At 63.7% G+C, this 26,598-nt stretch carries 22 protein-coding genes; 15 read left to right on the top strand and 7 right to left on the bottom strand.

Features of this window, described 5'->3' with window-relative positions:
* Window positions 1–25 precede the first annotated feature (25 nt).
* Window positions 26–2,182, top strand: a complete 2,157-nt coding sequence (gene traD, locus EBN1_RS06855) for a type IV conjugative transfer system coupling protein TraD (protein ID WP_011237203.1) — start codon at window positions 26–28, stop codon at window positions 2,180–2,182.
* On the top strand, window positions 2,179–2,928 hold the full coding sequence (locus tag EBN1_RS06850) for a TIGR03747 family integrating conjugative element membrane protein (RefSeq protein ID WP_011237202.1): 750 nt from the start codon (window positions 2,179–2,181) through the stop codon (window positions 2,926–2,928). Before traD ends, EBN1_RS06850 begins: the two co-directional genes overlap by 4 nt.
* Here EBN1_RS06850 and EBN1_RS06845 read toward each other — a convergent pair whose 3' ends face one another.
* From EBN1_RS06845 to mads1, 7 genes are read right to left on the bottom strand one after another with little or no spacing between them, the layout of a single operon-like run.
* Complete coding sequence (locus tag EBN1_RS06845) at window positions 2,929–4,332, bottom strand: hypothetical protein (protein ID WP_241762820.1); 1,404 nt, start codon at window positions 4,330–4,332, stop codon at window positions 2,929–2,931.
* A 5-nt stretch (window positions 4,333–4,337) separates the two neighbouring features.
* A complete protein-coding gene (locus EBN1_RS06840) occupies window positions 4,338–7,073 on the bottom strand; it encodes a DEAD/DEAH box helicase family protein (RefSeq protein WP_011237200.1) in 2,736 nt (911 codons plus the stop codon).
* Window positions 7,073–8,878, bottom strand: a complete 1,806-nt coding sequence (locus tag EBN1_RS06835; protein ID WP_011237199.1) for a site-specific DNA-methyltransferase — start codon at window positions 8,876–8,878, stop codon at window positions 7,073–7,075. The genes EBN1_RS06840 and EBN1_RS06835 overlap by 1 nt, the downstream gene beginning before the upstream one ends.
* Before the next feature lie 2 nt (window positions 8,879–8,880).
* Complete coding sequence (locus tag EBN1_RS06830) at window positions 8,881–11,004, bottom strand: ATP-binding protein (protein WP_011237198.1); 2,124 nt, start codon at window positions 11,002–11,004, stop codon at window positions 8,881–8,883.
* Window positions 11,001–12,389 (bottom strand): SIR2 family protein, encoded by a 1,389-nt coding sequence (locus EBN1_RS06825; RefSeq protein ID WP_011237197.1) that lies wholly within the window; start codon window positions 12,387–12,389, stop codon window positions 11,001–11,003. Before EBN1_RS06825 ends, EBN1_RS06830 begins: the two co-directional genes overlap by 4 nt.
* Window positions 12,386–15,265, bottom strand: a complete 2,880-nt coding sequence (locus EBN1_RS06820) for an SNF2-related protein (RefSeq protein WP_011237196.1) — start codon at window positions 15,263–15,265, stop codon at window positions 12,386–12,388. Before EBN1_RS06820 ends, EBN1_RS06825 begins: the two co-directional genes overlap by 4 nt.
* A gap of 58 nt (window positions 15,266–15,323) precedes the next feature.
* A complete protein-coding gene (gene mads1, locus EBN1_RS06815; protein WP_041645948.1) occupies window positions 15,324–15,524 on the bottom strand; it encodes a methylation-associated defense system helix-turn-helix domain-containing protein MAD1 in 201 nt (66 codons plus the stop codon).
* Between the two features lie 225 nt (window positions 15,525–15,749).
* Between mads1 and EBN1_RS06810 the strand changes: the two genes are divergently transcribed.
* The 13 genes from EBN1_RS06810 to EBN1_RS06750 all read left to right on the top strand — a co-directional run bounded on the left by EBN1_RS06810 (window position 15,750) and on the right by EBN1_RS06750 (window position 26,588).
* Window positions 15,750–16,118 carry an integrative conjugative element protein, RAQPRD family gene (locus tag EBN1_RS06810; protein ID WP_011237195.1) on the top strand — a complete coding sequence of 123 codons (369 nt, stop codon included), beginning with the start codon at window positions 15,750–15,752 and terminating at the stop codon, window positions 16,116–16,118.
* Entirely contained in the window at window positions 16,115–16,354 is a 240-nt protein-coding gene (locus EBN1_RS06805; protein WP_041645946.1) for a TIGR03758 family integrating conjugative element protein, read from the top strand. The genes EBN1_RS06810 and EBN1_RS06805 overlap by 4 nt, the downstream gene beginning before the upstream one ends.
* A gap of 22 nt (window positions 16,355–16,376) precedes the next feature.
* Window positions 16,377–16,745 (top strand): TIGR03745 family integrating conjugative element membrane protein, encoded by a 369-nt coding sequence (locus EBN1_RS06800; RefSeq protein ID WP_011237194.1) that lies wholly within the window; start codon window positions 16,377–16,379, stop codon window positions 16,743–16,745.
* A 12-nt stretch (window positions 16,746–16,757) separates the two neighbouring features.
* Window positions 16,758–17,183, top strand: a complete 426-nt coding sequence (locus tag EBN1_RS06795; protein WP_011237193.1) for a TIGR03750 family conjugal transfer protein — start codon at window positions 16,758–16,760, stop codon at window positions 17,181–17,183.
* The gene (locus tag EBN1_RS06790) at window positions 17,180–17,869 is read left to right on the top strand and encodes a PFL_4703 family integrating conjugative element protein (RefSeq protein WP_011237192.1); all 690 of its coding nucleotides are present in this window, start codon (window positions 17,180–17,182) and stop codon (window positions 17,867–17,869) included. The genes EBN1_RS06795 and EBN1_RS06790 overlap by 4 nt, the downstream gene beginning before the upstream one ends.
* Window positions 17,866–18,783: a TIGR03749 family integrating conjugative element protein gene (locus EBN1_RS06785; protein WP_011237191.1), complete on the top strand. Its 918-nt coding sequence runs from the start codon at window positions 17,866–17,868 to the stop codon at window positions 18,781–18,783. The genes EBN1_RS06790 and EBN1_RS06785 overlap by 4 nt, the downstream gene beginning before the upstream one ends.
* Window positions 18,773–20,230: a TIGR03752 family integrating conjugative element protein gene (locus tag EBN1_RS06780; RefSeq protein ID WP_011237190.1), complete on the top strand. Its 1,458-nt coding sequence runs from the start codon at window positions 18,773–18,775 to the stop codon at window positions 20,228–20,230. Before EBN1_RS06785 ends, EBN1_RS06780 begins: the two co-directional genes overlap by 11 nt.
* Complete coding sequence (locus EBN1_RS06775) at window positions 20,211–20,645, top strand: TIGR03751 family conjugal transfer lipoprotein (RefSeq protein ID WP_011237189.1); 435 nt, start codon at window positions 20,211–20,213, stop codon at window positions 20,643–20,645. The genes EBN1_RS06780 and EBN1_RS06775 overlap by 20 nt, the downstream gene beginning before the upstream one ends.
* Window positions 20,645–23,533 carry a conjugative transfer ATPase gene (locus tag EBN1_RS06770; protein ID WP_011237188.1) on the top strand — a complete coding sequence of 963 codons (2,889 nt, stop codon included), beginning with the start codon at window positions 20,645–20,647 and terminating at the stop codon, window positions 23,531–23,533. Before EBN1_RS06775 ends, EBN1_RS06770 begins: the two co-directional genes overlap by 1 nt.
* 10 nt (window positions 23,534–23,543) lie before the next feature.
* The gene (locus EBN1_RS06765) at window positions 23,544–24,317 is read left to right on the top strand and encodes a DsbA family protein (protein WP_011237187.1); all 774 of its coding nucleotides are present in this window, start codon (window positions 23,544–23,546) and stop codon (window positions 24,315–24,317) included.
* A gap of 196 nt (window positions 24,318–24,513) precedes the next feature.
* Window positions 24,514–25,008, top strand: a complete 495-nt coding sequence (gene radC, locus EBN1_RS06760; protein ID WP_011237186.1) for a RadC family protein — start codon at window positions 24,514–24,516, stop codon at window positions 25,006–25,008.
* Between the two features lie 231 nt (window positions 25,009–25,239).
* Window positions 25,240–25,641 carry a TIGR03757 family integrating conjugative element protein gene (locus EBN1_RS06755; protein ID WP_197531852.1) on the top strand — a complete coding sequence of 134 codons (402 nt, stop codon included), beginning with the start codon at window positions 25,240–25,242 and terminating at the stop codon, window positions 25,639–25,641.
* Entirely contained in the window at window positions 25,638–26,588 is a 951-nt protein-coding gene (locus tag EBN1_RS06750) for a TIGR03756 family integrating conjugative element protein (protein ID WP_011237184.1), read from the top strand. Before EBN1_RS06755 ends, EBN1_RS06750 begins: the two co-directional genes overlap by 4 nt.
* Window positions 26,589–26,598 lie beyond the last annotated feature (10 nt).

Genomic DNA, 26,598 nt, shown 5'->3' with positions numbered 1-26,598 from the left:
AGTGAAATAAGGTGAAGCGCCCGCGATGGCCCAGCCCCAAGCTGTCGAAGTGCTGCTGCGGCCAGCGGTGGAGCTGTACACCGTGGCAGTGTGTGCCGGCGCCGCGCTTCTGTGCCTGGTGGCACCGTGGTCGCTCGCGCTGAGCCCCTTGCTGGGTCTGGGCAGCGCGCTGGCGTTTCTCACCTTCGGCGCCATCCGCCTTGGGGATGCCTGGGTCATTCTGCGCTACCGCCGCAACATCCGCCGCCTGCCGCGCTACGTGATGACCAGCCGCGACGTGCCGGTGAGCCAGCAACGGTTGTTCGTCGGCCGGGGCTTTCGCTGGGACCAGCGCCACACGCACCGGCTGATGCAGACCTACCGGCCGGAGTTCCGCCGTTACGTGGAGCCGACCGCGATCTACCGGGCCGCCCGGCGCATCGAGGAGCGCCTGGAATTCGCGCCGTCCCCGCTGTCCAAACTCGCCAGCGCCCTGACTTGGGACAGCGCGTTCAATCCGGTGCGTCCATTGCCGCCGCTCGGCGGGCTTCCACGTCTGCACGGCATCGAGCTGAATGAGGGCGACGTCACCTTGCCGCTGGGCGAACGGGTCGGCCATTCGCTGGTCCTGGGCACCACACGCGTGGGCAAGACCCGCCTGGCCGAACTGTTCATCACCCAGGACATCCGCCGCAAGGTGGGCGGCCAGCATGAGGTCGTGATCGTCTTCGACCCCAAGGGCGATGCCGATCTCCTGAAGCGCATGTACGTGGAAGCCAAGCGCGCTGGGCGTGAGGGCGAGTTCTACGTCTTTCACCTGGGTTGGCCGGACATCTCGGCGCGCTACAACGCCGTGGGCCGGTTCGGTCGTATCTCCGAGGTCGCCACGCGCATCGCGGGCCAGCTCTCGGGCGAGGGCAACAGCGCCGCGTTCCGCGAGTTCGCCTGGCGCTTCGTCAACATCATCGCCCGCGCCCTGGTCGAGCTGGGGCAACGCCCGGACTACCTGCTGATCCAGCGCCACGTCATCAACATCGACGCGCTGTTCATCGAGTACGCCCAGCACTTCTTCGCGAAGAACGAGCCGAAGGCCTGGGAGATCATCGTCCAGCTCGAAGCCAGGCTGAACGACAAGAACATCCCGCGCAACATGATCGGCCGCGAGAAGCGCGTCGTGGCGCTGGAGCAGTACCTGTCGCAGGTGCGGGTCTACGACCCGGTGCTCGACGGCCTGCGCAGCGCCGTGCGTTACGACCGGACGTATTTCGACAAGATTGTCGCCTCGCTGCTGCCTCTACTCGAGAAGCTGACCACCGGCAAGATCGCGCAACTGCTGGCGCCGAACTATTCGGACTTGGGTGACCCGCGGCCGATCTTCGACTGGATGCAGATCATTCGCAAACGTGCAGTGGTCTATGTCGGGCTGGATGCGTTGTCCGACGCGGAGGTCGCTGCCGCCGTGGGAAACTCCATGTTCTCCGACCTCGTTTCGGTCGCGGGGCACATCTACAAATTCGGCATCGACGACGGCCTGCCCGGATCGGCGATCGGCGTGAAGGTGGCGATCAACGTCCACGCCGACGAGTTCAACGAGCTGATGGGCGACGAGTTCATCCCGATGATCAACAAGGGTGGTGGTGCCGGGGTCCAGGTCACGGCCTATACGCAGACGCTCTCAGACATCGAGGCCCGCATCGGCAACCGCGCCAAGGCCGGCCAGGTGGTCGGCAACTTCAACAACCTGTTCATGCTGCGTGTGCGCGAGACCGCCACGGCCGAACTGCTGACGCGCCAGCTTCCCAAGGTCGACGTGTACGCCACCGCACTGATGAGCGGCGCCACCGACAGCTCCGACCCGCACGGCAATACCGCGTTCACCTCCAATACCCAGGACCGCATCAGCAGCACCAGCGTGCCGCTGATCGAGCCGGCGCATGTCGTGGCGCTGCCCAAGGGACAATGCTTCGCGCTGATCGAGGGTGGCAACCTCTGGAAAGTCCGCATGCCACTGCCGGCACCCGATCCCGACGAAGCCATGCCGAAGGATCTGCAGGAGCTGGCCGGCTACATGCGACAGCGCTACGTCGAGGCAGGAGACTGGTGGGAGAACCAGGGCATCCCCGGCCTGCAGGACGAGGCCCTGCCCGACGACCTGCTGGACGACTTCAAGCAGATGGCCGCCCCTGAAGAGGCCGAAGCGTGAGCGATCCGGCCGTCGCGGCCCAGCGCCAGCAGCAACGACAGCAGGGGCTGATCGCCGGCCTGGTCACGCTGCCGTTCCGCTTCTTCGGCGTGCTGTGCGGCGCGCTGCTGCTGTGCATCCTGATCGAATTCGTCGGCATGCACTTCTTCTGGCCCGATCAGGGCTGGCGCCACGCGCAGGGCATGCTGCACTACGAGCTGGATCAGCTCTCCACGTATTTCACGCGCAGCGCGCTGGTGCAGGAGCCGGGGCGCACCGCGCACCGGCTTGTCGAACAGGGCTACGACTGGCTGTTCGTGAAAAGCGGTCTGCTGGACTGGATACGCGACGCCTCGGTGCAGGCCAGCGCCGGCAGCCATCGCCCGACCAAGGATTTCCGTTACTACATCGGCTTGGTCTACGTGAACGTGGAGAGCTACCTGATCGCGGCGGCCTATACGACGCTGGTCTTCCTCGTGCGGCTGCTGGTGCTGTGCCTGACCCTGCCACTGTTCCTGGTGGCCGCCTTCGTCGGGCTGGTGGACGGCCTGGTGCGCCGGGACATCCGCCGCTTCGGCGCGGGACGCGAGTCGGGGTTCATCTATCACCGCGCCAGGGCCAGCCTGATCCCGCTGGCCGTGCTGCCGTGGGTGACTTACCTAGCACTGCCGGTCAGCGTGAACCCGCTGCTGATCCTGCTGCCCAGCGCCGCATTGCTCGGCGTGGCGGTGTGCATTGCGGCGGCGACGTTCAAGAAGTACCTGTAGCTATATCGTTCTGAACGCCTTATCTGTATCAGGACCGCCATAGCGTTGTAGCCGCACTGCGCTCTCAATCAAGACGATCCGGGCGAGGTAGGCGGCGTAGTTACGCTCCGCGGCGAACGACTCCAGCCTGTCATAGTGGGTGCCATGCAGTATCTGAGATCGACCGTGGTCATAGATGTCCTTGACCAACTGCTTCAGTGTGCGAGGACGACTGCCCCGCACTACCTGCGTGTCGCCACTCGTGCCGGTAAGGTGTACGACCATTTCTCGAATACCGTCGTTCTTTCCGCCGCAGCACAGTACATCCAGGCAGGTCCCGAGCTTGGCCAGCGCTATCGCATCACTAGACTCACGGTGGCCTTCACCGAACCAATCCAATGCTGTAGCCCATCGGTTGGCGAGTTTGGGGTGCGGATGACTCGCTGGGTCAACCAGTCCTTCCAGGATTGCCGCGAACGCTGGAAGAACGGGTGCCATGTCATCCAATGCCTGCCTCACTCGCTGGGGAGGCTGCGAGGGAATCCGCTTTCCAAGCGCGGTCCCAGGCAGCCACAGAAATCCTTTGGTTTCTACCAGGCTATTGCTGCCGACGGGCGGCAGGCGTTCGTCTTGAAGCGCCTGCTGCAGGAAACACTCAGGGGCTCCGAAGCCCAAAGAGATGGCATCAAGCGCAGTCTTACCAACCAGCCTTGCCAGCTTGCACGAGAAATTATGCTCATAGCCACGGACGGTTACTTTGAGCAGGGCAGGACATTCAGCAACCGCGCTATAGACAGCGTTGGCCAATCCGTCGATGGGGACGTCGCGGTTGGCTTTATCCAAGGCATCCTTGAGAATTTCCTTCCAGCGGTGGTTCGCCTCTGGCTGATTCAGATAGTGATCCTTTCCCTGCTGAGGAAAGTCGACGGAATCTATCCAGGCGGCCCTATTCAAGAATGTCACCGGGCCGAGCGAGAACGGAGAAGTTCTCTCCATGCCCAGGGTCCAGGCGGGGAAGTAGTGCGTATGCTCGTTGGTGATGCTTGCGAGGCGCTCCACAATGAGCAACTTCAGCTTGGGTAGTGCATCCTGGTTGCCTTCGTCGAACCCTGACAGCTCGCCCGTGGCGTGCATGTCGGCAACAGCCTGTCTGACGATCTTTCGGTAATCCTCAAGCTCGATCTTCAGCGAGTTTCGGTCTCGATTCTGATGAAGAGTGTTGGAGAACTGCCCAAGCGCCTCTCTGCCTCTTCGGGTGAAGTACCGCTGCATGCCGTTTTCAGCAGTGACAAAATCAGGTATGCCAGCCTCTTCAGACCACGGTGCGGCCCCCTTGTGTACACGATCCAGCTCATCTACTAGGGCCATAAGATCGGTCGTCAAGCTCATGCTTTTCCTCGCGTCTTTTTCGGCGAACAGCGGCAACTCAATTACGCCTTGACCTCAAAGCGCAGGTAATCCGCGAGCCGCTTCGACTCGTTGATTTCGTCATGGGGCACCAGCAGGTACTTCCAGGGCTTGGTGCCGACGCTCGAAGCGTGATCGGATGCGTGCTTGCACCAGCGCATGGCGGCCGCGGCCTTGGCCTGAACCTCATGCGTGTTGATGTCGGCGCGTGCCTTCGTCTCCACCATGAAGATGGTCGTGTCCGTCTCGGCCACGAAGTCGGGGATGTACTCCGGCTGCTCGGTGCCGAGCTTGTAGTAGATCTGGAACTGCCCCTTCGCAGGCTTGAACCACTTCAAGGCGTCGCGCTCCAGGATGATGGCGAAGCGCCGTTCGGTATCCGAGTCGAACTTCTGTAGTGGGTACAGACAACGCGTGAAGCCACCGAAGAGCATCTGCTTGATGCGACTGGTCTCGGTCACGGTCTCCCGGAAGTGGTGGGCAGTCTGGCCTGCCGTGGCGGTGTAGTTGCACGGCTTGAGTTCGGTGAAGCCGCGACTGACCTGCACCTCGTACTCATTTGCCTCCTCCCAGAAGTGAGCCATCATCTGCGCGTGGATTTCGCGCGCGATTAGGCGGCGGTCACGATCCAGCACGCTGATGGCTTCGTCCTCGGACAGATAGCCGCGCAGGTGTTGCACCATCTGGCCTGCGAGGTCGTAGAGAAGATCGGCGTGGGTGAAGTAGTCAATGTCGTCGAAGTCCACCAGCGCGTGGACGATGTAGTCCTCCGGGCGCTGCTCCTTGAGCCCGACCTCGGCGGCCAGGGTGAACTGCTCGTTGGTCCGCAGCATCTGCCCGACGATCTCGCGCTCGCCCGGCTGGAGATGGAGCTGGCTCACATCCAGCTTGAAGGCGTGGAAGCCCGTCGTGACTTCGCCAGTCGGCACCACCGCGATGCGCGGGATGTCGATGATCTGCTGCACCACGATCTCGGTGGTCTTCGCCACCACGGCGGACAAGTCAAGTGCGGGGACTGATTCGTCCACGCCCGCCAGCAATTCGCCTTGCAGCGGCTTCAATCGCTCCGCCACCTCGGCGAGGATTTCCTTCTGAACCTCTGGTTTCAGCAGCGCGCTGCTGGTGGGCACTAGATCGCGCTTGACCTCGTACTTGCCGATGACGTCCATGACCACGCGCGCGGCCTGCTTCTCCGCCTCCGTCGTGAACATCGGTTTGGGCGCGGGGACTTCCGCTCCGCTGTCAGTGGCTGAAGCCCCTGTGATCACGACTGGTGCTTCCGTCAAACCGAGACGCGCCGCCGCCCCGGACTCGACCTGCACGCTGACTTTCTTGTCGTCGGCGCTCGGCGCCTCGAGGATGACCTGCTTCAGGCGAATCGGCGAGTCGCCGCGGTTGGCCTCGTCGATGATCTCCTGGAACTTGTCGTGCGCGACGATGTTCAAGCGATCCACGGACGCGACGCCCGTGCGCTTGCCGTACGGCAGACGCAGGCCGCGCCCGATGGACTGCTCGATCAGCGTGCGGGCATTGGCGGCGCGCAGCGGAACGATGGTGTAGAGGTTGGTCACGTCCCAGCCCTCCTTGAGCATGTTGACGTGAATCACGATCTCGGTCGGCTCGTCCACGCTCTCCACGGCCAACAGGCGCGTGATCATCTCCTCTTCTTCCGCGCCAGTACGGCTTGAATCGACCTGAATCACCTTCCCCTGGTAGCGCCCCTCGTAGAAGGCTTCCGACTCCAGAAGCGCCAAGAGTTGCCGCGCGTGTGTGGTATCGCGGGCGATGACGAGCATGAAGGGCTTGACCGGCTTGACGCCGTTCTCGCGGGCATAAGTGAGCAGCTCGACCTTGGTCGTCTCGTGCAGGCGCACACCGTCTTCCAGCTTCGTTTTCTCGATCTCCTCGGGCGTGTGCGCCTTGGCGTCGAAGTTGCGCTGGGTGACCACGGCCGGCTCCTTGACGAAGCCATCCTCCATCGCCCGCGCCAGCGGGTAGTCCATCACCACGTTCTTGAACGGCACCGGCCCACGGTTGGACTCGACGAACGGCGTCGCCGTCACTTCGAGACCGAATAGCGGCTTGAGCTCGTTGATAGAGCGCACCCCGGCGCTGGCCCGGTAACGGTGCGATTCGTCCATCAGCAGCACGAGGTCAGGCAGGTTCGCGAGATGGTTGAAATAGCTGTCGCCCAGCACCTCGCGCATCCGCTTGATGCGCGGCTCCTTGCCGCCGCGCACCTCGGAGTTGATCTTGGAGATGTTGAAGATGTTGATGCGCACGTCGTGAGCGAAGCCCATCGACTGCTCATCCACCGCCGCGCCGGTCTGGTCGTAGTTGTCGCCGGTGATGATCAGCGGTGGCTGCTGCGCGAATTCGGCGATCCCCTTGAAGACATACTTCGGCGTATTGCGTGTGAAGTCCGTGATGAGCTTGTTGTAGATCGTCAGGTTGGGCGCGAGCACGAAGAAGTTGTTGATGCCGTGCGCCAGATGCAGGTACGCGATGAAGGCCCCCATCAGGCGGGTCTTGCCCACGCCTGTAGCCAGCGCAAAGCACAGCGAGGGGAATTCGCGCTCGAAGTCCTCCAGGGTGCTGAACTCGGCCTTCAGCGTGGAGAGGATCGCCGAGACATCGCGCTCGTGACCCAAGAGTTCGGGCGCGGCATTGAGCGCGCGAGACAGTTTGGTGAGCGATTCCGCCTGGGGGGGACGAAGGGACAGGCGACCGGTGACGGCGTGCAGGACGCGGGCGTTCATTATTCGTTCTCCCCAAACAGGCCGCCCTGTCCCGCGTTGGCGAGGGCCGCCTTTCTGCTCTTGGTGTTCTTGACGCTATTGCCAGGGGCCGCAGGCTCGGCCTTCTCAATCTCCGCCATCGGCAGGTTGGTCACATTCAGGCTGTAGTCGTCACGGCCCCAATGGCAGCGGGCCAGCACCATCTTCGGAATCTTCTTCAACGTCAGGTTCGGCCAGCGCTCCGCCGCTTTGGCCGCCGTGACTCCGTGGAAAGCGGCGCTGCACACGAGAAGGCTCCGTTCTGGTCCGACTTCATCAGACAGGGCTTGCAGTTGCTCTGCGGACAGGTTCTGGGTGGTGACATAGATGAAATCGCGCTCGCTGGAGTGGCCGTGCTGCCACCAATGCGTTTCCGACGGTGCGTAGTTGAAGCCTTCCAGCTTGGCCAGCGCCTTGGCCAGCATCGCCGCGTTGTATTCCGGGTTGATGACCGGGTTGCCCCAGCGGTCGTTGATGATCAGACTAGGGGCGAGCCGGTAATACCGGAAGCCGCCGCCGCCTTGCCAACCAACTGCCTTTGATATCCCAGACTGATCTTCACCATCAATGACAGCTTTGAGTCGAGGAATGATATGAGTGTGGCAATGCTCCCCAAGCTCGACCATGATCCAGCGGCGACCCATCTTGTGTGCAACAGATCCGGTAGTCCCGGAGCCGGCAAATGAATCAAGAACAATGTCCCCAATGGTCGTGGAGAGTTCAAGACACCTCTTGATTAGCGCCTCGGGCTTCTTTCCATTCGGGAACGAAACACCCCCCTCGTTATGCAAGTTGTTCGATAGCAAGTCATCCCAAAGATTCGTCAGGGGTGAGGCGGTCGTTGATTTACCGTCAATGATGCGAGTCTTGGCTTTGTAGAAGACTAGCTGCTCGCCCCCGAGGAAGTAGTAGTCATCCTTGTCTTCTCGGGCAGATCGATAAACCTTGGTGCGGTCAGCGGTTGATTGAGCAAGGGCATCTCTTGCCGACTCATTGACATCCTTGGGAGCAACCCGTGCGGTGCGAACCACTCGGTGGGCATTGGTCACGACAAAGTCGGCCAACTTGACTTCGAGCTTATCTGCGAATTTCGCTTTGGCCTCATCCCACGATTGCAGTCTGTTGCTTCGGAGGAATGCCTCACGAAGTCCGATGAGGCACCAGTCTTGAAAATCGTCCTCATAATTCTCTATGTACTTGGAGTATCTGTCATCGCGAGATCCGGGAACATAAACTCGGTTCGGAGACCAGACATCCTTATTCTTCGCGTAATAGAGAATGTAGTTATTTGTCGTCACAAGCCCTGGATTGATGGCTTTCGGCCCTGAGGCCGAACTTTGCTTGAAGGTCACTACGCCGATGCGATTACGCCGGCCGAAAACTTCGTCAAGCAAGGCGATCAGGTAGCCAAGCTCGTTGTCGTCGATGTGCACGAACAGCGTTCCGTCATCGGACAGCAATCGCCGAAGTGACTCAGCGCGATCACGAATGAGCCCAAGCCAGATGGAGTGCTCGTATCCATCGTCGTAGTGCTCAAATGCCTGTTGCGTGTTAAAGGGCGGGTCGATGTAGATGCACTTCACCTTGCCGGAGAACTCCTGCTCCAGCGCCTTGAGCGCCAGCAGGTTGTCACCGAAGATCAGCCGGTTGTCAAAGATGTCGTTGTCCGACACACGATGCTTGGCGTGGTATGACTTTTCGGAATCCTCAAGCAGGATGCGCGGCTCCAGCTTGGGCCGTTTTTCCTTGCCGATCCAAGTGAGTTCTAGTTTTTGCTTACCAGTCATTTCTAGAGTTCCAAATCTTCGTCACGGCCTTCGTTAGATGGCCGTATTTGCTGCCAGTAGTCCGCGATTTCCTTCCAATCCACATTGCGCTCGACCGTTTTGCCGTCACTGCCTTGGCCTGACCACACCGCCCAGAAGTCTGGATCGTCCGATTTCGGACGATGGTGCTCGGGCAGTGCGTTCATCTGCACCAGCACCGGTAGCTCCGATGCCCAGCCGAGCAGGATGGCGTGGCGGGAGGGGAGCGAGGGTAAATCGCGCAGCAGGCCACGCAGGTTGTCGGGCACGAGCTTGTGCACCAGTTCCTGATCGCGGTCGTTGCTGATGCGGTGCAACAGATAGCTGTTGCATTGGGAGAGCACGGTGGGCGACAGTTCGCTTGGGCGCTGCGAGGACAGCACCAGCCCTAGCCCGAACTTTCGCCCCTCGCGGGCGATCTTTTCAAACACCTGGCAGCAGATAGCGGCCGAGTTCTGGTTTTCAGCGTCGTCCTTGTAGCGCTTGATGAAGGTATGCGCCTCTTCCATCACGAGCACGGTGGGCAAGGTCTTGCCGTGGTGCAGCGTGCGGTAGCGCTGCAGGGCCTCCAGGGTCATGCGGGCGATTACTGCCGTGATGATGTGCACCACTTCCGCAGACACCAGCGACAGATCGATGACGGTGACGGAGCCGTTGGAGGCCTGGCTGTCGCCGATGCACCTGCTCAACCAGTCGTGAAGATTGATGCCATTCGGGTTGGAAATGATCGAACGCATCCGGGTGTCGGACAGGAGCGTGCGAATGCGCGACACTAGGAAGTCAGTGAACTGACTGGCGTTCTCTTGCTCCGCCAGAATTTCGAGGTGATCTGGGAGCTGAGATCCATCGAAGGCTATTGGAACGTCCTCATCTGGACCCTCTTGGAGAAGCACACCGCCCACCGTGTCAACAGAGGACTCCAGCGCTGCGATGATTGCCTGCACGTGAGCCTCATTAAAGGCCCGGTAGTATTCAATCGTCTTGCCGTCTTTGATGAAGCTGTTGTGCGCGGCCGTTAACGCGGTATTGATCGCGGCTAGAACGTCATCCAACTTGTTGTTGCCATGTACAGCAATTTTTCCTTGCATGTCCGTAGCGATCGCCTTCAGGCGGAAGCCGAACTTTGACTCATCGGTCTGGATGTCACCGGAACGGAGGTCCCGACGGATTGAGATCAGTCTGGATGAGAGGTAGCGGCGTAGCGCGAGCTTTTCCTCTTCTGGTGAGGACGTTGAAAGGGCTCTTCCTGCCTTGATGTCACGCAGTGCTCGCCTGAGCAGGGGGCGCTGCATCTTTGCGCTGGCCTGGGTAAACGCACTCCACTCCGCGCTGTTCCAGAACCACAGGGGTACTTGCAGTTGCTCCACTCCCTCGCCGGGTTCGACGGCATACACCCGTACCTTGCTCATGTCTCGGAAGGTATTTGCGTACTCGCCGTTGGGGTCGAGCACGATGAAGCGGGCATTGGGGTCTGCGCCTGCGCGAGCTTTTCGGGCTTCGACCATGGACCAGCGGACCAGGCCCGCGACCGAGCAAGATTTGCCACTGCCGGTGTTCCCCAGCACCGCCAGATGGCGTCCGAAAAGCCGGTCCGGATCGATCATCACCTTGGCATTGGCAGCCAGTGGGCTACTGCCGATCAGTACGCGGCGGTTATCGCCCGACTCCACGATGGCACGCAACTGGTTTTGCGTGGGCAACAGCACCGCATCGCCGACAGTGGGGTAGCTCTCGACACCGCGCCGGAAACGGTAGACCTCCTCGCCGCCTGCATTGCTGCCTTCGTAGATGAGACAACCCAGCGGATTCAGGCTCATCTTGCGTAGTGGGTAAGGCAAGTCCACCAGGCCGAAGTCCTGCATTCCTTTGCGCTTGGGGTACTGCGAACGCTCGATGGTGATCCATTCGACCTGGGCGACCAGGTGCCCCTCGTCGCTGGGGATCAGCAGATAACCGTTGATGCGCGGAAACGAGCGAGGCGTACCGGTATTGAGCGCCACACCATCGGGAGCCTCGATGTCCAGCAGCACCTTGATTTCGTCGGGAGAGACGAAGTCGATGCTGCCAATGCGCAGGGAGTCAGCAAAGGCCAGCGGTGACAAGCTCATACCAGATCGCTCCCGTCGAAGGCGCTAGCCTCTGCGGAGGGACGCTTGGCAGGCGGTGGCTCTGTCCCCATTCGCTGCTTGAGCAGTTCGCTCATGCGGAAGGTTGTCTTGTCGATGGCGGCCTTGGGCAGATAGTTCTCGGTCAGCGTGGTCAGGTCGGCCAACGCGGGGCCAATCAGCAAGCTGATCTGTGATGGTCTGCCCAATTCCTGGTAGGTCTGCATGATGCGACCAAGCGGATCGTCGTATGAGATCACCACCAGATGCGTCGAAGGGATGGTGAGCATGTCGCGGATCACGCGGTTGATATGCTCATCGCCAAAGCTGTAGCCATAGGTCACCAATGTGCTGTTCGGGCGGCAGACGGCGGCCGCGAGATCGCGAAACAGCTCCACGTAGGGGTAGTCGGCGGTTTCCCTATCCTTGGCAGCGTTGGGGTAGATCATCAGTTGGTGGGCTGTGACCGCGCCCAAGCCCGGCGCCTTCAGATAGGGGGCGACGCTCCCTGCTCCGAACGGCAGGCCGATACGGCGGATATCCTTGCCTGTTTGCACCCAGTCCACTGAGCCGTGCAGCTTGGTGTAGCGCGCCACGCCTTCCAGATAACGCGGTTCGCCGCGAATGCCGGGCGGGTTGTAGTGCATGTCTAGATCCAGCCGCGAAGAGCGGAAGATCGGCATGAGGTTGCCGAGAAAGCGATCCAGCAGGTGCAGGCCGGCCAGCTCCGCCCCGGCCTCGACCAGCCGGTCGTAGTTGGTGGTGAAAATATTCAGGCGGTCGCGTACCCCGGTGCGGCTGGCAAAGCTCATCAGGAAGGTGACTAGGGTATTGAACGCCTGCTCGCGCTTGCCTTCTTCGGCCGTGGCGATGCCCGCTTCGCTGCTCAAAATCGACTGCGCGAACGCCTGCATGCCGGTCCGCAGTTCGTTGCACAGGGCTTCGGCCTCGCTGTCCTGCTGCAGAATCTCCAGGCCGCGCAGCAATTCGTTGGCAACGCGCAGTTGATCTTCCAGATTGCCCTTCTTACGCCCGGCCGCTTCCGCTGCTTTCTCTGCTGCTTGATCGATTTTGGCCTGGTAATCTCTCAGCGTCAGGGCGCCCATGCCGGCAGCGCCTTTCCCGGCGGCTAGGTAATGCACCGCATGGGTCAGCCCGGAGCCAGCCAGTAGCGAAAGGTGCTCGGACTGGAACAGTGCGGTGAGCCAAGGCTCGATCTGGCGGCGCAGTTCCTTGGGACCAAATTCTTCACCAGCCCATGAGGCGTCGAAACCGTCGCAAATCTTGAACCTGCCGTCTTCGGCCGCTTTTTCAAAGCGCACTGGCTGATGGTCATCACGCACCCTCAAGATGTTGGGGAGCATTTTCTCGACCTTATCGGACATCATTTCAACTCCCATTCGACGGTAAACAGCGTGCGCTCTTCGACCTGCTGCTGGAGCTGCACTTCCAACTGACTTATGAGGTCATTGCGCTGCGCTTCGACTTCGTCCTGCCGGGCAAACAGCTCGCGGCGCAGTTTGCTACGCTTGCCTTCCAGCTCACGCTGCTTTTTCTGCCATGAGAGCTTTTCTTCCAGCGTTGGCGCGGTCGCGGCGGTTCGACGCACCTCCTTGATCTCGCGGTCGATCTCCTTGATCTCCTGCTCCAGCCCTAGCTTCAGATCGTCCGCCCAGGCGTCCAGCTTCTGGACTTCCTGCTCGAAGTAGCCGAGATTGCGCTCGTTGACGTCGCGCAGGAGTGCGGTCTTGCGGGCCTCCACGTCGGCCAGCAGGGTGGCATCGGGGGCGTTGAACAGACTCGCTGCCTGCGTGGTCGCGGGCAGGCGCAGCAGTTTCTCCGGGTCTTCTTCCGCGAGTACAACGCCGTTGGTCGTGCCCGCGGCAACCAGCAGATGTTGCTCCTGGTTGCCGAGCGTCTCGACCGTGACCAGCTTCACGGTGAGCCATCCGGCCTTGCCGCGGTGGGCTTCAAGCGTGCTGATCTTTGAACCGTAGGCGGTGTAGTCGAAGACGAGACGAGCCCCGTCGAGTACGCGAGCCTTGGCCTGCTCGATGCCCCATCGCGCCAGCGGATGATTGATGCGGTATAGATGCGCGTCGCCGGAGCGGCGGGGCAATTCGTAGCGCCCCAGCTCGATGCCCGCGAGGCCGCCATGCTCGATTCCAGTCGGTATGTGGCGGAGATCGAAGCCGTCGTCATCGAACGCAGCGCAATGGACCAGTTCGGCGCGGGTCAAGTCCATCAGCATGCGCTCGAAGCGGTTGCGCGCGTTGCGGCTGTCGTCGGCCCGCATGCGCAGCTTCTCCTGCACCTCCTCATCGAAGTTCTCAAGCAATACCTGGCGCGTCTTGACCATCGCCTCGTTGATCTCGCCGGAGAGGTCGAGCTGGAGTTGCTCGAAGCTGGACTTGATTTCCGCGGGCTCTCGGCAGTTCTGGTAGATCTCGGCGATACGCCGCTCGAAATCGACACCCGAACCGATGGCGCCCAGCACTTCGTCGCTAGCCCCAAACACGCCCTCGAAGAGCTGGAACTTCTGCGACAGCAATTCGTAAACGCGCTTGTCCGCCTCATTGCCGAGATCGACGAAGTTCACCACCACCACGTCGAACTTCTGCCCGTAACGGTGACACCGGCCAATGCGTTGTTCGATACGCTGCGGATTCCAGGGCAGGTCGTAGTTGATGACGAGCGAGCAGAATTGGAGGTTGATGCCCTCTGCTCCGGCCTCGGTGGCGATCATGACCTTGCCGCGCTCCTTGAAGTGCTCGACCAGGGCCGCGCGGGTGTCGGCGGTCTTGGAGCCGGTGATGCGGTCGGTGCCTTCGTGGCGCTTCAACCAGTCCTTGTAGATCGCCTGCGCACGCTGGTCGCTATTGGTACCGTTGAAGAGCACGATGCCGTCGCCGTATGGCGTGTCGACCAGCAAGTTGAGAAGGTATTCCTGCGTGCGCTTGGACTCGGTGAAGATGATGGCCTTCCTGGGCGCGCCTAGCCGATCCAGTTCGGCGAAGGCGCGATCCAGCGCGGTGAGCAGCGCCTTGCCCTTGGCGTTGTCTCGGATGTTGGTTGCCAGCGTTTTGAAGTGGCGAAGCTCCTCGATCTCCTGCGCGATGACATCGCGTTCCGAGCGGCTCGCCGCTGCGACGTCTGAGTCTTCGTCGTTCCACTCATCGGCGGTTTCGTCAAGCGACTCGTAGTCCTCGTCGAGCTGGTCGGCCAGATCGGGAACCGCGGTGACTTCGTCGAGCACGCCCTGGAGGCGCTTGGCCATCGTCTCCAACGCACCCGCAATCGCGTGCGTGCTGGAGGCGAGCAGCTTCCACAGCACTAGCGAAATCAGTTGGCGCTGCCCCTCGGGCAGGGCCTTGAGGTTGGGGCGGCGCAGGTAATCGGCGACGAGGCTGGAAAGCTCCTGCTCTTCGCTCGACGGCGTGAACTCCTGAACGATGGCCTTGCGCGCTGTGTACGACACGTAGGGCTGAACCTGTTTGCGCAGAGTGCGCTTGCAGATGGGGGCCAGCCGGTCACGCAGGCTGCTGAAGGCTTGCTCTCTGCCAGTGAACTGCGAGCGGAAGCTATCAAGGTCTCCGAACACGCGGTCATCGATGAAGCTGACCAGTCCATAGAGTTCAAGCAATGAGTTCTGCAACGGCGTCGCGGTCAGGAGCACCTTGGAGTGAACGCGCGAAAGCGCCTCCTTGAGGGTCTTGGCGATGACGTTGCTGGTCTTGTAGACGTTGCGCAGGCGATGCGCTTCGTCGAGCACGACCAGGTCCCAGTCGATGCCCTTGACGTCGTCGGCCTTGGCCTTCGCGAACTGATAGGAGCAGATGGTCGGGCCGGACGCGAACAGGAACGGGCTCCGCTGCTCCTGCTTGCGGATCGCGTTGTAGCTTTTGGCTTCGAGGATCAGCCCTTGCAGGCCGAACTTGTCCTGCAACTCCTGATGCCATTGCTTGCGCAGGTTCGCCGGAACGATGATGAGCACCTTCCGCCGCCGTTCGGCCCAGCGTTGGGAAAGCACCAAGCCGGCTTCGATGGTCTTGCCCAGACCAACCTCGTCGGCGAGGATCACGCCGCGTGAGAGGGGGTTGCGGCAAGCGAAGAGCGCGGCCTCGACTTGATGGGGATTCAGATCGACTTGCGAATCGACCAAGGTCGAAGCCAGCGACTCCACGGAGTCGCCTGCTGCACGCCTGGTCAGCAGCCAAGCAAAGTACTGGCTCTGGTGCGGCGTCAGAAGCTGCTGTGTTGTCAACGGCGATCCTCCCCTTGTTCTTCCCCGAGCGTGATTCGGCGGCTGGCTTGGTCCGCGCTCACTCGGCCTCCGGCTTCTTCTTGTTGATGCTTTCGGCGATCCAGCGATCCAGTTCTGAGCGGCGAAAGCGCCAAGTCCCTCCAAGCTTGAACGCCGGAATCTCTCCTTTCTGGGCAAGGCGATAGACCGTCCTCTTGCCGGCCTTGAGGTAGGCCGCGACCTCCTCAAGCGTGAGGATCTCGCTCTCGACGTCAGTCATCTGAAATCCATTTGATTTGGTCTTTCGTGGCGTTGGATTGCCAAGTTTGCCCAATTCTACCAAGGTGTTGTGGGTTGCTGGCCAACTCCTCAATCCAGGGAGCATTCCGCGATTGACGGCCGGCTCGACCGAGGAATCCGGTCAGACCGTAGTTCCCATTCCCTGCGGCGCAAAGCGAGAGCGCGCGACAGCATCTGGCCATCCGCATCAACGGGGAATGGCACGATGGGACATACCAACCGCCACGCATCCACATTGCATCACTTGATGGCCGTGCTGCCATTGGCATTGGTCGTGTCGTTCTCGGTTGTGCCTCCTGCCCATGCCGCCGACGACACGCCGGAGCGTGAGCAACTCGCCGCACTTGCACGTCAGCTCGACCTGCTCGATCGCCTCGCCGAGCACGCCACCAACACTGCGCCGCAATACCGCAGCCGTTACCACTTCGACTATGCCCGATTGCGGACGGACCTCAAGCGCGTCCGCGCCGGCGTGCAGGACTACCTCGTCCCACGGCGCGCCCAACCACGCGATTCGGTCCCGCTGACCGGCGATTACGTGCGCCGCGACGACCGGGAGGAGTCCACGCCATGACGCCCTCTGCCGATCAGGTCGCCGCCTTCCAGGCCAACGGTGGTTTTACTCCGGCAGCCGTCTCCGTCGTCGTCCTCGGTTTCGTCTTCGCCGTCCTGCTGCTGTGGGGCGTGTGGGCAATGCGTACCGCCTATGTCGGCTGGGCGGAACACCGCCTGAACGAACGCCAGTTCCTCGGCGTCATCGTGCGTTTCGTCGCGATGTACCTGGTGCTGGGTTTCTTCCTCCTGTCCTGACCACCACCAAAGGGGTTCCACCATGAATGCTTCCTCGACTTCGCGTCGCATCTTCTCCCGCAACGTTGCCGCTTTCGCCCCGTTGGCGATCGCGGCTGCACCGCTGCCCTCGCTCGCGGCGGGCCTGCCCACCATGGAAGACCCGTCGCGCGGCGCAGGAAGCGGCATCATGCAGACGCTGCAGAACTACGGCTATGACATCGTGCTGCTCATCGCGCTGCTCGTGGTCGCTTCGATGTTCGTCGGCGTCTGCTACCACGCCTACACGCGCTACTCGGAGATCCACACCGGCCGCGCGACCTGGGGCCAGTTCGGCCTGTCCGTGGCGGTGGGTGCCATCCTGCTGGTCGTCGGCATCTGGCTGCTGACCAAGGCCACCGGCGTGCTGTAAGGGCCGGGACCGATGATTGGCCCCTCGGAGAGTCCGCGCGACGGGCTCGTGACCTTTCTGCCGCATCGGCTGAACCGGCACCCCGTGGTCGTGCGTGGGCTCACTGCCGACGAGTTGTGGGTCTGCGCCGGCCTGTCGGCCGCGGCGGGGTTCGTGGCGGGCGTGCCGTTGGCCTGGCTGACCCACAGCATCGCGATGGTACCGACATTGGTCGTCGTAGGTATCGGGGTCGGCGTTTTCGCGGGCGGCGGCTTCCTGCGCCGGCAGAAGCGCGGCCGGCCCGACACCTGGCTCTACCGCCAGCTCCAGTGGCGGCTCGCGCTGCGCTTTCCGTCGCTGGGGGCTCACGTGGGGGGCGGCCAGCTTATCACCCGCTCGGGCTGGTGGACCACGCGGCGCCAGCGGACTTCCACGTTCATCCGGCGAGGTGGTGCATGAGTCGGTTCAAGAACGAGGTCATGCACCTGCAGGCGCATGTCAAAACCCTGCGTCTGGGTTCCGCCGCGCTGTTCGTGGTGGCGCTGCTGCTCGGAGTCGGCTGGTGGAATGCGCCGAAGAGCCTGACCATCCATGTGCCCCCGGACCTGCGTTCCGGCAGCACACGCAAGTGGTGGGACGTGCCGCCGGAGAGCGTGTACGCCTTCACCTTCTACATCTGGCAGCAGGCCCAGCGCTGGCCAACGAACGGCGAGGAAGACTATCCGCGCAACCTCAATGCGCTGTCTGCTTACCTCACGCCGAGCTGCCGGGCCTTCCTGCAGCAGGACTACGTGTATCGGCGCGGTAACGGCGAACTGCGTCAGCGCGTGCGCGGCATCTACGAGATTCCCGGCCGGGGCTACGGCGACGATCCTTCAGCACGCGTCCGGGTCGTGTCGACGAATAACTGGATCGTCACGCTCGATGTGAGCGCCGACGAGTACCTGGGCTCCGAGCAGGTCAAGCGCGCATTGGTGCGTTACGCCTTGAAGGTCGAGCGCATGGATGTCGACCCGGAGCGCAACCCCTTCGGCTTGGCTCTGAACTGCTATGCATACGCGCCGCAGCGCATTGACCCGGCACCGGCATCTGCGTCGGCCAGCCAGCCTACGGCCGCCAACACACTGCAAGGAGGAGCCCCATGAAACGCCTTGTCCTGCCGGCCCTGGCCGGATTCCTGCTCAGCATGGGGCTCGCCTCCACCGCTCGAGCCGTGGAGATCCTGCGCTGGGAGCGTCTGCCCCTCGCGGTGCCACTTGTGGTCGGCCAGGAGCGCGTGATCTTCATCGACCGCAACGTGCGCATCGGCGTGCCGGAGAGCATCGGCGCGCACCTGCGGGTGCAGAGCGCAGGCGGGGCGATCTACCTGCGGGCAAGCGAACCGATTCCGCCTTCGCGGCTGCAACTGCAGGACGCGGAATCCGGTGCGCTGATCCTGCTCGACATCGCCGCCGAGCCGGCCAAGGCGGGGCAGCCGGCACTGGAGCCGGTACGCATCGTCGCGAGCGAGTGGGCGCCGTCCCCCACCGCCAACCCCGCGAGCACCAGCGCAAGCGAGGACGAGCCCAGCGTCACGGCCAGCGCAGCGGCGCCGCACGCAACTCCGGTACCGGTGGTGCTGACGCGCTATGCGGCCCAGAACCTCTATGCGCCGTTGCGGACCGTGGAGCCGGTGGCCGGCATCGGCCGCGTCAGCCCGCGCCGCAGTCTGGCCCTGGACACCTTGCTGCCTACGCTGCCGGTGCGCGCCCAGGTGCTGGCCGCCTGGCGGCTCGAAGACCAGTGGGTGACGGCCGTGAAGCTCACCAACACCTCTGCACGCTGGCTGGATCTCGATCCGCGCGCCCTGCAGGGCGACTTCGTCGCTGCGACCTTCCAGCACACGACCTTGGGGCCGGCCGGTCAGTCGGCCGATACCACCGTGGTCTACCTCGTCACCCGTGGCCATGGCCTGGCCGAGTCGCTGCTGCCGAAGGTGGCGCCGATCGACGCGACGGTGAACCTGCCGCCGGCAGCCGCGGGCGGCCAGGCCGAAGGAGGCGCACGCGATGAGAAGTAATCCGCTGCTCAAGTGGCTGCTGATCCCGATGGCGCTACTGGTGGTCTTCGTCAGCATCAAACTCTTCTCGGGTGATCACAGCGCCAAGCCCACGCAGTCCGGCGCGGCCAACCCGCTCACGCCCGAGGAGATGAAGGCCCTGGGCATCGAGGGCGACACGCCGCGCGATACCGTCGCCACGCTGGTGGCCCAGGTCAAGCAGCTGCGCAATGAACTGCAGACGTCCCTTACCGACAACAAGAACCAGAAGACCGAGAACGAGCGCCTGCGCGCACGTGAAAGCGCGGTCGATCAGCGCATCCAGACCGCCCTGGACGGCGAGCGTGGCCGCCTGCAGCAGGACCGCGATCAGGTGGCAGCCGACCGCCAGCAGACCCAGAGCCTGCTACAGGACCTGCAGCGACGCCTCGACGGCCTCTCCAGCAAGGGCAGCCAAGCCGATCTACCCGTGGGGTTGGGTTTGGAGGAGGGGGACGGCAAGAACTTCGGCAGTGCTCAGGGTGGCGGGAATCATCGCAGCGGTAGCGGCACGCGCTGGGTCGAACCGGACGACGCAAAGCCTCAGGCCAGGAACGGCGGCACTGGCGGCGGGCCGAACTTTCCGACGAGTTTCGGTCCGGCGCAGAAAGCCCTCTCGAGTGCCGCGGATACCGTCGCCGACGCCGGCAGCCGCGCCGTGGGCGTCTCGACCAAGCCGGTCTTCACGGTGCCGTCGAACTCGACGCTGATGGGGTCGGTGGCCATGACGGCGCTGATCGGCCGTGTGCCGATCGACGGCACCGTCAACGATCCGTACCCGTTCAAGGTGCTGATCGGCGCGGACAACCTCACTGCCAACGGCATCGACATTCCCGACGTGGCGGGCGCCGTGGTCAGCGGCACGGCCTCGGGCGACTGGACACTCTCCTGCGTGCGCGGGCAGATCCGCAGCGTCACCTTTGTGTTCCAGGACGGCACCATCCGCACCGTGCCGGAGGGGGGCAGTCGCGGTCAGGGAGGCAACGGCGGCCAAGCCAACGGAACGACCCAGGGCGGTCTGGGCTGGATCAGCGACCCCTACGGTATTCCCTGCGTTTCCGGCGAGCGGCGCAGCAATGCGCAGCAGTACCTCGGCTCGCAGGCGCTGATCACCGCAGCCGGGGCCGGCGCGGCTTCGCTCATCAAGTCCGACAACGGCAGCGTGGCCGTGGTCGCCAACAGCAACGGCTCGCTCGGGACGGTCGGCATCTCGGGCAACGAGGCCATGGGTCGCATCCTGGCCGGCGGCGTGCGCGACATGGCCGACTGGGTGAACAAACTCTACGGACAGGCCTTCGCCGCCATCTACGTGCAGCCCGGCGCCAGGGTCGCCGTGCATCTGGAGCACCCGCTCGACATCGACTACGACGCCAAGGGGCGTCGGGTCAATCACCGTCTCGGAGACACCCATGCATCGGATCTGGACTAAAACGGCCGCAACGCTGATCGCGCTGATGGTGTTGGGCGGCTGCGCCACCAGCAAGGACAAGCTGCTGCCGCATGGCGATCACACCATGTTCGATGTCTGGAACCAGGAGACTGGCGGCAGCGCGGGCGGGGGCCAGCCTGCCCGGCAACTGCTCGATGCGCGCCAGGGCCTGCGCCGGCCGCTGACCGAGGCCGACGTGCAGGCCGTGCCCGTGACCAACGCGACCTACACCCGCACGGCGGTCAACGAAATCCACCGCCAGTTCCACCGGCTACCGAACCCCGACCTGGTGATGTACGTGTTCCCCCACCTGGCAGGCAGCGATCCCGTCTCCGTGCCCGGCTACACGACGGTGTTTCCGCTGTACCAGCGCGTGCAGTACGCCATGCCGGGCGAGCGCCTGGAGGACTATTGATGGCCTCGTCCGTTCCTTTCTTGCGGGCACGTCAGGCCGTAACGCCAAACGGCGCGGAGGTGCCGGCCGACGACGCCTGGACCCGGCACGTGTCGACGCTGGCCGCGCATGGCATTGCCGAGCCCGGGTGCCCCCTGAACGGTGATCGCCCCAAGCCCGCCACCGAGGCGGATGCCCAGGCACTCTATGAAGTGGCCCAGTCCTTCGCCGATCTGTTGCCCTGGGTGGAATACCTGCCCGAGTCGAAGAGCATGCTGCTGGAGGACGGCCAATCGGTCGCGGCCTTCTTCGAGCTGGCACCGGTCGGCACCGAGGGTCGCGAGATGGCCTGGCAGTGGCAGGCGCGCGATGCGCTGGAGAACGCGCTGCAGGACTCCTTTGACGAACTCGACGAAAACCCCTGGGTGGTCCAGCTCTACGCCCAGGATGAGGCGAACTGGGACAGCTATCTGCGCACGCTGGCAGGCTATGTGCAACCGCGTGCCCAAGGCAGTGCTTTCAGCGAGTTCTACCTGCGCTTCTTCGCGCATCACCTGCGCGCCATTGCCAAGCCCGGCGGGCTGTTCGAGGACACGACGGTGACGCGCCTGCCGTGGCGTGGGCAGGTCCGGCGGGTGCGCATGGTGGTCTACCGGCGTAGCCCCCTGACTACGTCTCCCCGCCGCGGTCTGTCGCCCGAGCAGGCGCTCACGACGATCTGCGACCGCCTCGCAGGCGGGCTCGCGAACGCGGGCGTGAAGGCCCGCCGCATGGAAGCAGCCAACATCCACGACTGGCTGCTGCGTTGGTTCAATCCCCATCCGACCCTGCTCGGCCCGAGCGCCGAGGATCGGGAGCGCTTCTACGCGCTGACCCGCTATCCGGAAGAACAGGAAGAGGGCGAGATCGAGCTGGCCAGCGGAGACTTCGCGCAGCGTCTCTTCTTCGGGCGGCCTCGCTCGGACGTGACGAACGGCACCTGGCTCTTCGACGGGCTCCCGCACCGGGTGATCGTGATGGACCGGCTACGCATGGCGCCGCCGACGGGCCACATCACCGGCGAAACCCGCAAGGGCGGCGATGCGGTCAACGCGCTGTTCGACCAGATGCCGGAGGACACGGTGATGTGCCTGACCCTGGTCGCTACACCCCAGGACGTGCTGGAGGCACACCTGAACCAGCTGAGCAAGAAGTCGGTCGGCGAGACGCTGGCCTCCGAGCACACCCGCCAGGACGTGCAGCAGGCGCGCAGCCTGATCGGCAGCACGCACAAGCTCTACCGGGGCGCGCTGGCCTTCTACCTGCGCGGGCGCGATCTCGCGCAGCTCGACGCCCGGGGCCTGCAGCTGGTCAATGTCATGCTCAACGCCGGCCTGCAGCCGGTGCGGGAAGAGGACGAGGTGGCGCCGCTCAACAGTTACCTGCGCTGGCTGCCCTGCGTCTTCGACCCGGCCCTCGACAAGCGGCAGTGGTACACCCAGCTCATGTTCGCGCAACATGCGGCGAATCTGGCGCCGGTCTGGGGCCGCAGCCTGGGCACGGGGCATCCGGGCATCACCTTCTTCAACCGTGGCGGCGGGCCGATCACCTTCGATCCGCTGAATCGTCTCGACCGGCAGATGAATGCGCACCTGTTCCTCTTCGGCCCCACCGGCTCGGGCAAGAGCGCGACCCTCAACAATATCCTGAACCAGGTGACGGCGATTTATCGGCCTCGGCTTTTCATCGTCGAGGCGGGCAACAGCTTCGGCCTGTTCGGCGACTTCGCGGCGCGGCTGGGCCTCACGGTGCATCGTGTGAAGCTCGCGCCCGGTGCGGGGGTCAGGCTCGCTCCGTTTGCGGACGCACACCGCCTGGTGGAGACACCCAGCCAGGTCCAGACCCTGGATGCGGACGACCTGGACGAAGACCGGGACGAAGCGGCTCAAGTCGCCGAGGCTGACGAGCAGCGCGACGTGCTGGGCGAGCTGGAGATCACCGCGCGCCTGATGATCACCGGCGGCGAGGACAAGGAAGAGGCCCGCATGACGCGCGCCGATCGCAGCCTGATCCGCCAGTGCATCCTCGATGCGGCGCAGCGCTGCGTGGCGGAGAAGCGCGCGGCGCTCACGCGCGACGTGCGCGATGCGCTGCGCGAACGTGCCCGCGATGCGACGTTACCGGAGGCGCGGCGCACCCGGCTGCTGGAGATGGCCGATGCGATGGACATGTTCTGCCAAGGCGTGGACGGCGAGATGTTCGATCGTCCCGGCACGCCCTGGCCCGAGGCCGACATCACGATCGTCGATCTGGCGACCTTCGCCCGCGAGGGCTACAACGCGCAGCTCTCGATCGCCTACATCAGCCTCATCAACACGGTGAACAACATCGCCGAGCGCGACCAGTTCCTCGGCCGGCCCATCATCAACGTCACCGACGAGGGCCACATCATCACCAAGAACCCGCTGCTCGCGCCCTACGTGGTCAAGATCACCAAGATGTGGCGCAAGCTCGGGGCCTGGTACTGGCTGGCGACCCAGAACATCGACGACCTGCCAAAGGCCGTCGAGCCGATGCTCAACATGATCGAGTGGTGGATCTGCCTCTCGATGCCGCCCGACGAGGTGGAGAAGCTCGCGCGCTTCCGCGAGCTGAAGCCGGCGCAGAAGGCGCTGATGCTCTCCGCCCGCAAGGAGGCCGGGAAATTCACCGAAGGCGTGATCCTGTCCAAATCGATGGAAGTGCTGTTCCGCGCGGTGCCACCCAGCCTGTACCTGGCGCTCGCGCAAACCGAGCCGGAAGAGAAGGCCGAGCGCTACCAGTTGATGCAGCAGTACGGCATCAGCGAGCTGGATGCGGCATTCAAGGTGGCCGAGAAGATCGACCAAGCTCGCGGTATCGCGTCACTTGCGCTCGATATGTTGACGTGATGGCGACGCGATGAAACTGCCCGGATGTGCTCGATCGCGTGCCGTCATTCTCCTCACGCTGCCGGCGGCGGCCATGGCGCTTGGCACTGCCGCCTGGATGTTCCTTCGCCCGGATATCACTGCACAAGCTGACGCGCGTCCCTTGCACCCTGCAGAAGCGGCCCCCTCGACGCCTTCACCACCTCTGACTCCAGCGGGGCCCCCTTGGCGCTATGGTCCCCCTGAGGCGCGTTTCACGGTGGTCGAGTATGCGGACCTGGAATGCGCGTTCTGCCGGACATATTTCCCGGTGCTCAAGCGCTGGATCGACGAACATCCCGAGGTGAGTTGGCAATGGCATCACCTGCCACTGGCCATGCACGAGCCGGCGGCTACCGCCGAAGCGCGCCTGGTGGAGTGCGTCGGAGAGTCCGGCGGCCACGCGGCGTTCTGGCAGGCCGTGGACTGGGTCTATGCGCACACGCGCGGCGACGGCCTGGGACTGCCCGAGGGGACACACTATCCCGACCTCACGCCTGCCGCGCAGCAGTGTCTCGCCAGCGATCGGCCCGATGCGGTGGTCCGCGCCCACGCCGCGGAAGCGGCACGGCATGGCGTCGCGGCCACGCCGGCCCTGCAACTGCGCGACCGCGAATCCGGCAAGGTGATCCTGCTGCACGGGCCGGTCGACGGCGATGCATTGCTCTCGGCGCTCGATTTGCTTGCTTCGGACGAAGAGTCGACCGCCGAATCGTCCCGACCCCCAGACATGCCCGCCGCGTCCGTCGGCGACATGCCCAGGTAGCTCTCGATCTTCAAGGCTACGGCGCGGCGCGACCGCGCTGATCGAAACCCCCGTTCGCTTCGCATCGCTTGCCGCGAACAGCCACCGTACAAGCGGTGGCGGATGCCCACTCGTCGCCTGTCTCATCCCGTCATTCCCAGGAGGGTTTGCCCTCCCGGGGCATTTGCCCTCCGATCTCATCCATTGGAGGTTCGCCATGTCCTGCGTCATCGCCGATTCCCGCTCGGAGTCGCTCACCCTGATCGCCGCCCAGCACGAGGACTGGATCATCCAGCAAGCCTTCACCTTGCTGGAGAAGCGCGTTTTCAAGGCCGGTCCGTCACTGGGCAGTCCCGCCGCCGTGCGTGATTACCTGCGCCTGAAACTGGTCGTGGAACCCAACGAGATCTTCGCCGTCGTGTTCCTCGACAGCCAGCACCAGGTGCTCGCCTACGAGCCGCTGTTCAAGGGCTCGGTCGACCAGACCTCGGTGTATCCGCGGGTGGTCGTCCAGCGCGCACTGGCGCTCAACGCCTCGGCGCTGATCCTGGCGCACCAGCATCCTTCCGGGGTGACCGAGCCCTCGGCCGCCGATCGCGCGCTCACGGACCGGCTGAAAGACGCCCTGGCCATGGTCGATGTCCGGGTGGTGGATCACTTCATCGTCGGCAAGGGCGCGCCGTACTCGTTCGCCGAAGCCGGCCTGCTGTAGCAGCGTCGTTTCACCTTCGCTGCCCCGGCACGCGCCGTTCATCTCCACGGGGGCCTTCGGGCTCCATTTCTTTCGCCAGCGCTCCCGCAAAACCGGCACACGCCGGCTTCGGATTCTTTGTCGCTCCGCGAACGCCCTTGGATTCGACTACGACCTGCATTGACACCACGGAGGCGCCATATGCCGGTCCCACCCTTTCGCATTCTTCCTGCCCTTGCTGCGTGGCGACCCATGGCTGCCGCAGCGGTGACGTGGATGTGCGTGGCCTTGTTCAGCCCGCTTGCAGTAGCCGACGTGCTGGTTGTGACTGATAGCCATCACCCGATCAAGATCATGGGTGACGAACGTGTCATCGAACTGGACCTGCCGGACCGGATCGAGGCCGAACTGTCTGCTGGCCTGCCGGCCGATCCAGGCCAGGCCGAGGCAAGCGTGCAGCAGCGGTTGCGCGAGGGGAAAGAGACACTGCAGCGCCGGATCGGCCGTGCCTACGAGGGTGTCGCCGATGCCTGGGGTCTGGGCATCGCCAAGATTCCGGCCGTGGTGGTCGACCGGCGCTACGTGGTCTACGGCGAGCCCGACGTGGCGCGGGCCGTCGCCCGTATAGATGCCTATCGGAGCGCACGGCCATGACCTGCCTGTTGACCGCCCCGTCCCGGCGCCTGCGGGCGGCCATGGCCTCGCTGCTGCTGTACGGCACCACGTCAACCTTCGCCCTGGACACGGCAACCATCGTTGCCTCGGCCTTGTCGCCGAATTGCCTGGAATATCGAGTCGTTGGTGTCTGCTACTGGTTGTTCTGCACCATGTTCGGTTGCTCGGTCCGTACCTCGGTCAGGGTCCGCCACTACGTTCCCGATGCCGTGGTTTCGAGCTACTCCAACACCGGCGCGAACCCATGGATGGAAGTGCGGGCGATGAGCATGCCCAATCCCACCGCTCGGGCCGGCGGTGATGGCACGACCAACCACGACAACGAGAACAACCTGGCCAAGTTCAAGAATGCGGATGTGATCGGGCATCCCGCCGGTTTGGTGTTCAGCCGGTTCGTCAGCTCATCCGGCTATACCTGCCAGGGTGCGGGAACGCCTTTCATGCCGTACCTGCTGAGCACGTTCGATACGCTGGCCTGGCGCTACAACATCCCGGAGCTGGCCTACCCGGAGGCCTTGATCCCCGGCATGCGCGAGATCGGCAGCCGCGCGGCGCTGAACCTGTGGGGCAACGTCTATCCGCGCGGCGGTTTCCTGCATCAGGCCGACGACTACAAGAGCGGTGCCGTGGTGGCGCAGCGCGCGGGCGACGTCGTGACGCGGCGCGTCCAGCCCCACGTGTATCAGCCGCTGCTCGCCAGTGCGCGCGCCGGCTACTGGCCCGCCGGCGCGCTGGTGGAGACCGACGCCTCCACCGGCAAGTGGCAGGAGCTGACGCCGACCCTCTCGACCACCTGCGCGGTCTTCCCACACGGCAATACGCGCGTGCAGGCCCGGCAGGGCGACTACGCCTGGGCGCTGTGGCGGCCCTATGCCTGCTGCCAGCGCCGGGGGCAGATCTTCCTCGGCAGCGTTGATTTCATGTGAGGTGCCACCG

This window comes from Aromatoleum aromaticum EbN1, assembly GCF_000025965.1.
Taxonomy (GTDB): domain Bacteria; phylum Pseudomonadota; class Gammaproteobacteria; order Burkholderiales; family Rhodocyclaceae; genus Aromatoleum; species Aromatoleum aromaticum.
Note: the sequence above shows the minus strand (reverse complement) of the source record. Positions and strands in the feature narration are given on the sequence as shown.

Coding starts and splice junctions, on each gene's coding strand:
- traD (WP_011237203.1), top strand. CDS start 26: ATGGCCCAGCCCCAAGCTGTCGAAGTGCTGCTGCGGCCAGCGGTGGAG.
- EBN1_RS06840 (WP_011237200.1), bottom strand. CDS start 7,073: ATGAACGCCCGCGTCCTGCACGCCGTCACCGGTCGCCTGTCCCTTCGT.
- EBN1_RS06835 (WP_011237199.1), bottom strand. CDS start 8,878: ATGACTGGTAAGCAAAAACTAGAACTCACTTGGATCGGCAAGGAAAAA.
- EBN1_RS06830 (WP_011237198.1), bottom strand. CDS start 11,004: ATGAGCTTGTCACCGCTGGCCTTTGCTGACTCCCTGCGCATTGGCAGC.
- EBN1_RS06825 (WP_011237197.1), bottom strand. CDS start 12,389: ATGATGTCCGATAAGGTCGAGAAAATGCTCCCCAACATCTTGAGGGTG.
- mads1 (WP_041645948.1), bottom strand. CDS start 15,524: ATGACTGACGTCGAGAGCGAGATCCTCACGCTTGAGGAGGTCGCGGCC.
- EBN1_RS06810 (WP_011237195.1), top strand. CDS start 15,750: ATGGGACATACCAACCGCCACGCATCCACATTGCATCACTTGATGGCC.
- EBN1_RS06805 (WP_041645946.1), top strand. CDS start 16,115: ATGACGCCCTCTGCCGATCAGGTCGCCGCCTTCCAGGCCAACGGTGGT.
- EBN1_RS06800 (WP_011237194.1), top strand. CDS start 16,377: ATGAATGCTTCCTCGACTTCGCGTCGCATCTTCTCCCGCAACGTTGCC.
- EBN1_RS06795 (WP_011237193.1), top strand. CDS start 16,758: ATGATTGGCCCCTCGGAGAGTCCGCGCGACGGGCTCGTGACCTTTCTG.
- EBN1_RS06790 (WP_011237192.1), top strand. CDS start 17,180: ATGAGTCGGTTCAAGAACGAGGTCATGCACCTGCAGGCGCATGTCAAA.
- EBN1_RS06785 (WP_011237191.1), top strand. CDS start 17,866: ATGAAACGCCTTGTCCTGCCGGCCCTGGCCGGATTCCTGCTCAGCATG.
- EBN1_RS06780 (WP_011237190.1), top strand. CDS start 18,773: ATGAGAAGTAATCCGCTGCTCAAGTGGCTGCTGATCCCGATGGCGCTA.
- EBN1_RS06775 (WP_011237189.1), top strand. CDS start 20,211: ATGCATCGGATCTGGACTAAAACGGCCGCAACGCTGATCGCGCTGATG.
- EBN1_RS06770 (WP_011237188.1), top strand. CDS start 20,645: ATGGCCTCGTCCGTTCCTTTCTTGCGGGCACGTCAGGCCGTAACGCCA.
- EBN1_RS06765 (WP_011237187.1), top strand. CDS start 23,544: ATGAAACTGCCCGGATGTGCTCGATCGCGTGCCGTCATTCTCCTCACG.
- radC (WP_011237186.1), top strand. CDS start 24,514: ATGTCCTGCGTCATCGCCGATTCCCGCTCGGAGTCGCTCACCCTGATC.
- EBN1_RS06755 (WP_197531852.1), top strand. CDS start 25,240: ATGGCTGCCGCAGCGGTGACGTGGATGTGCGTGGCCTTGTTCAGCCCG.
- EBN1_RS06750 (WP_011237184.1), top strand. CDS start 25,638: ATGACCTGCCTGTTGACCGCCCCGTCCCGGCGCCTGCGGGCGGCCATG.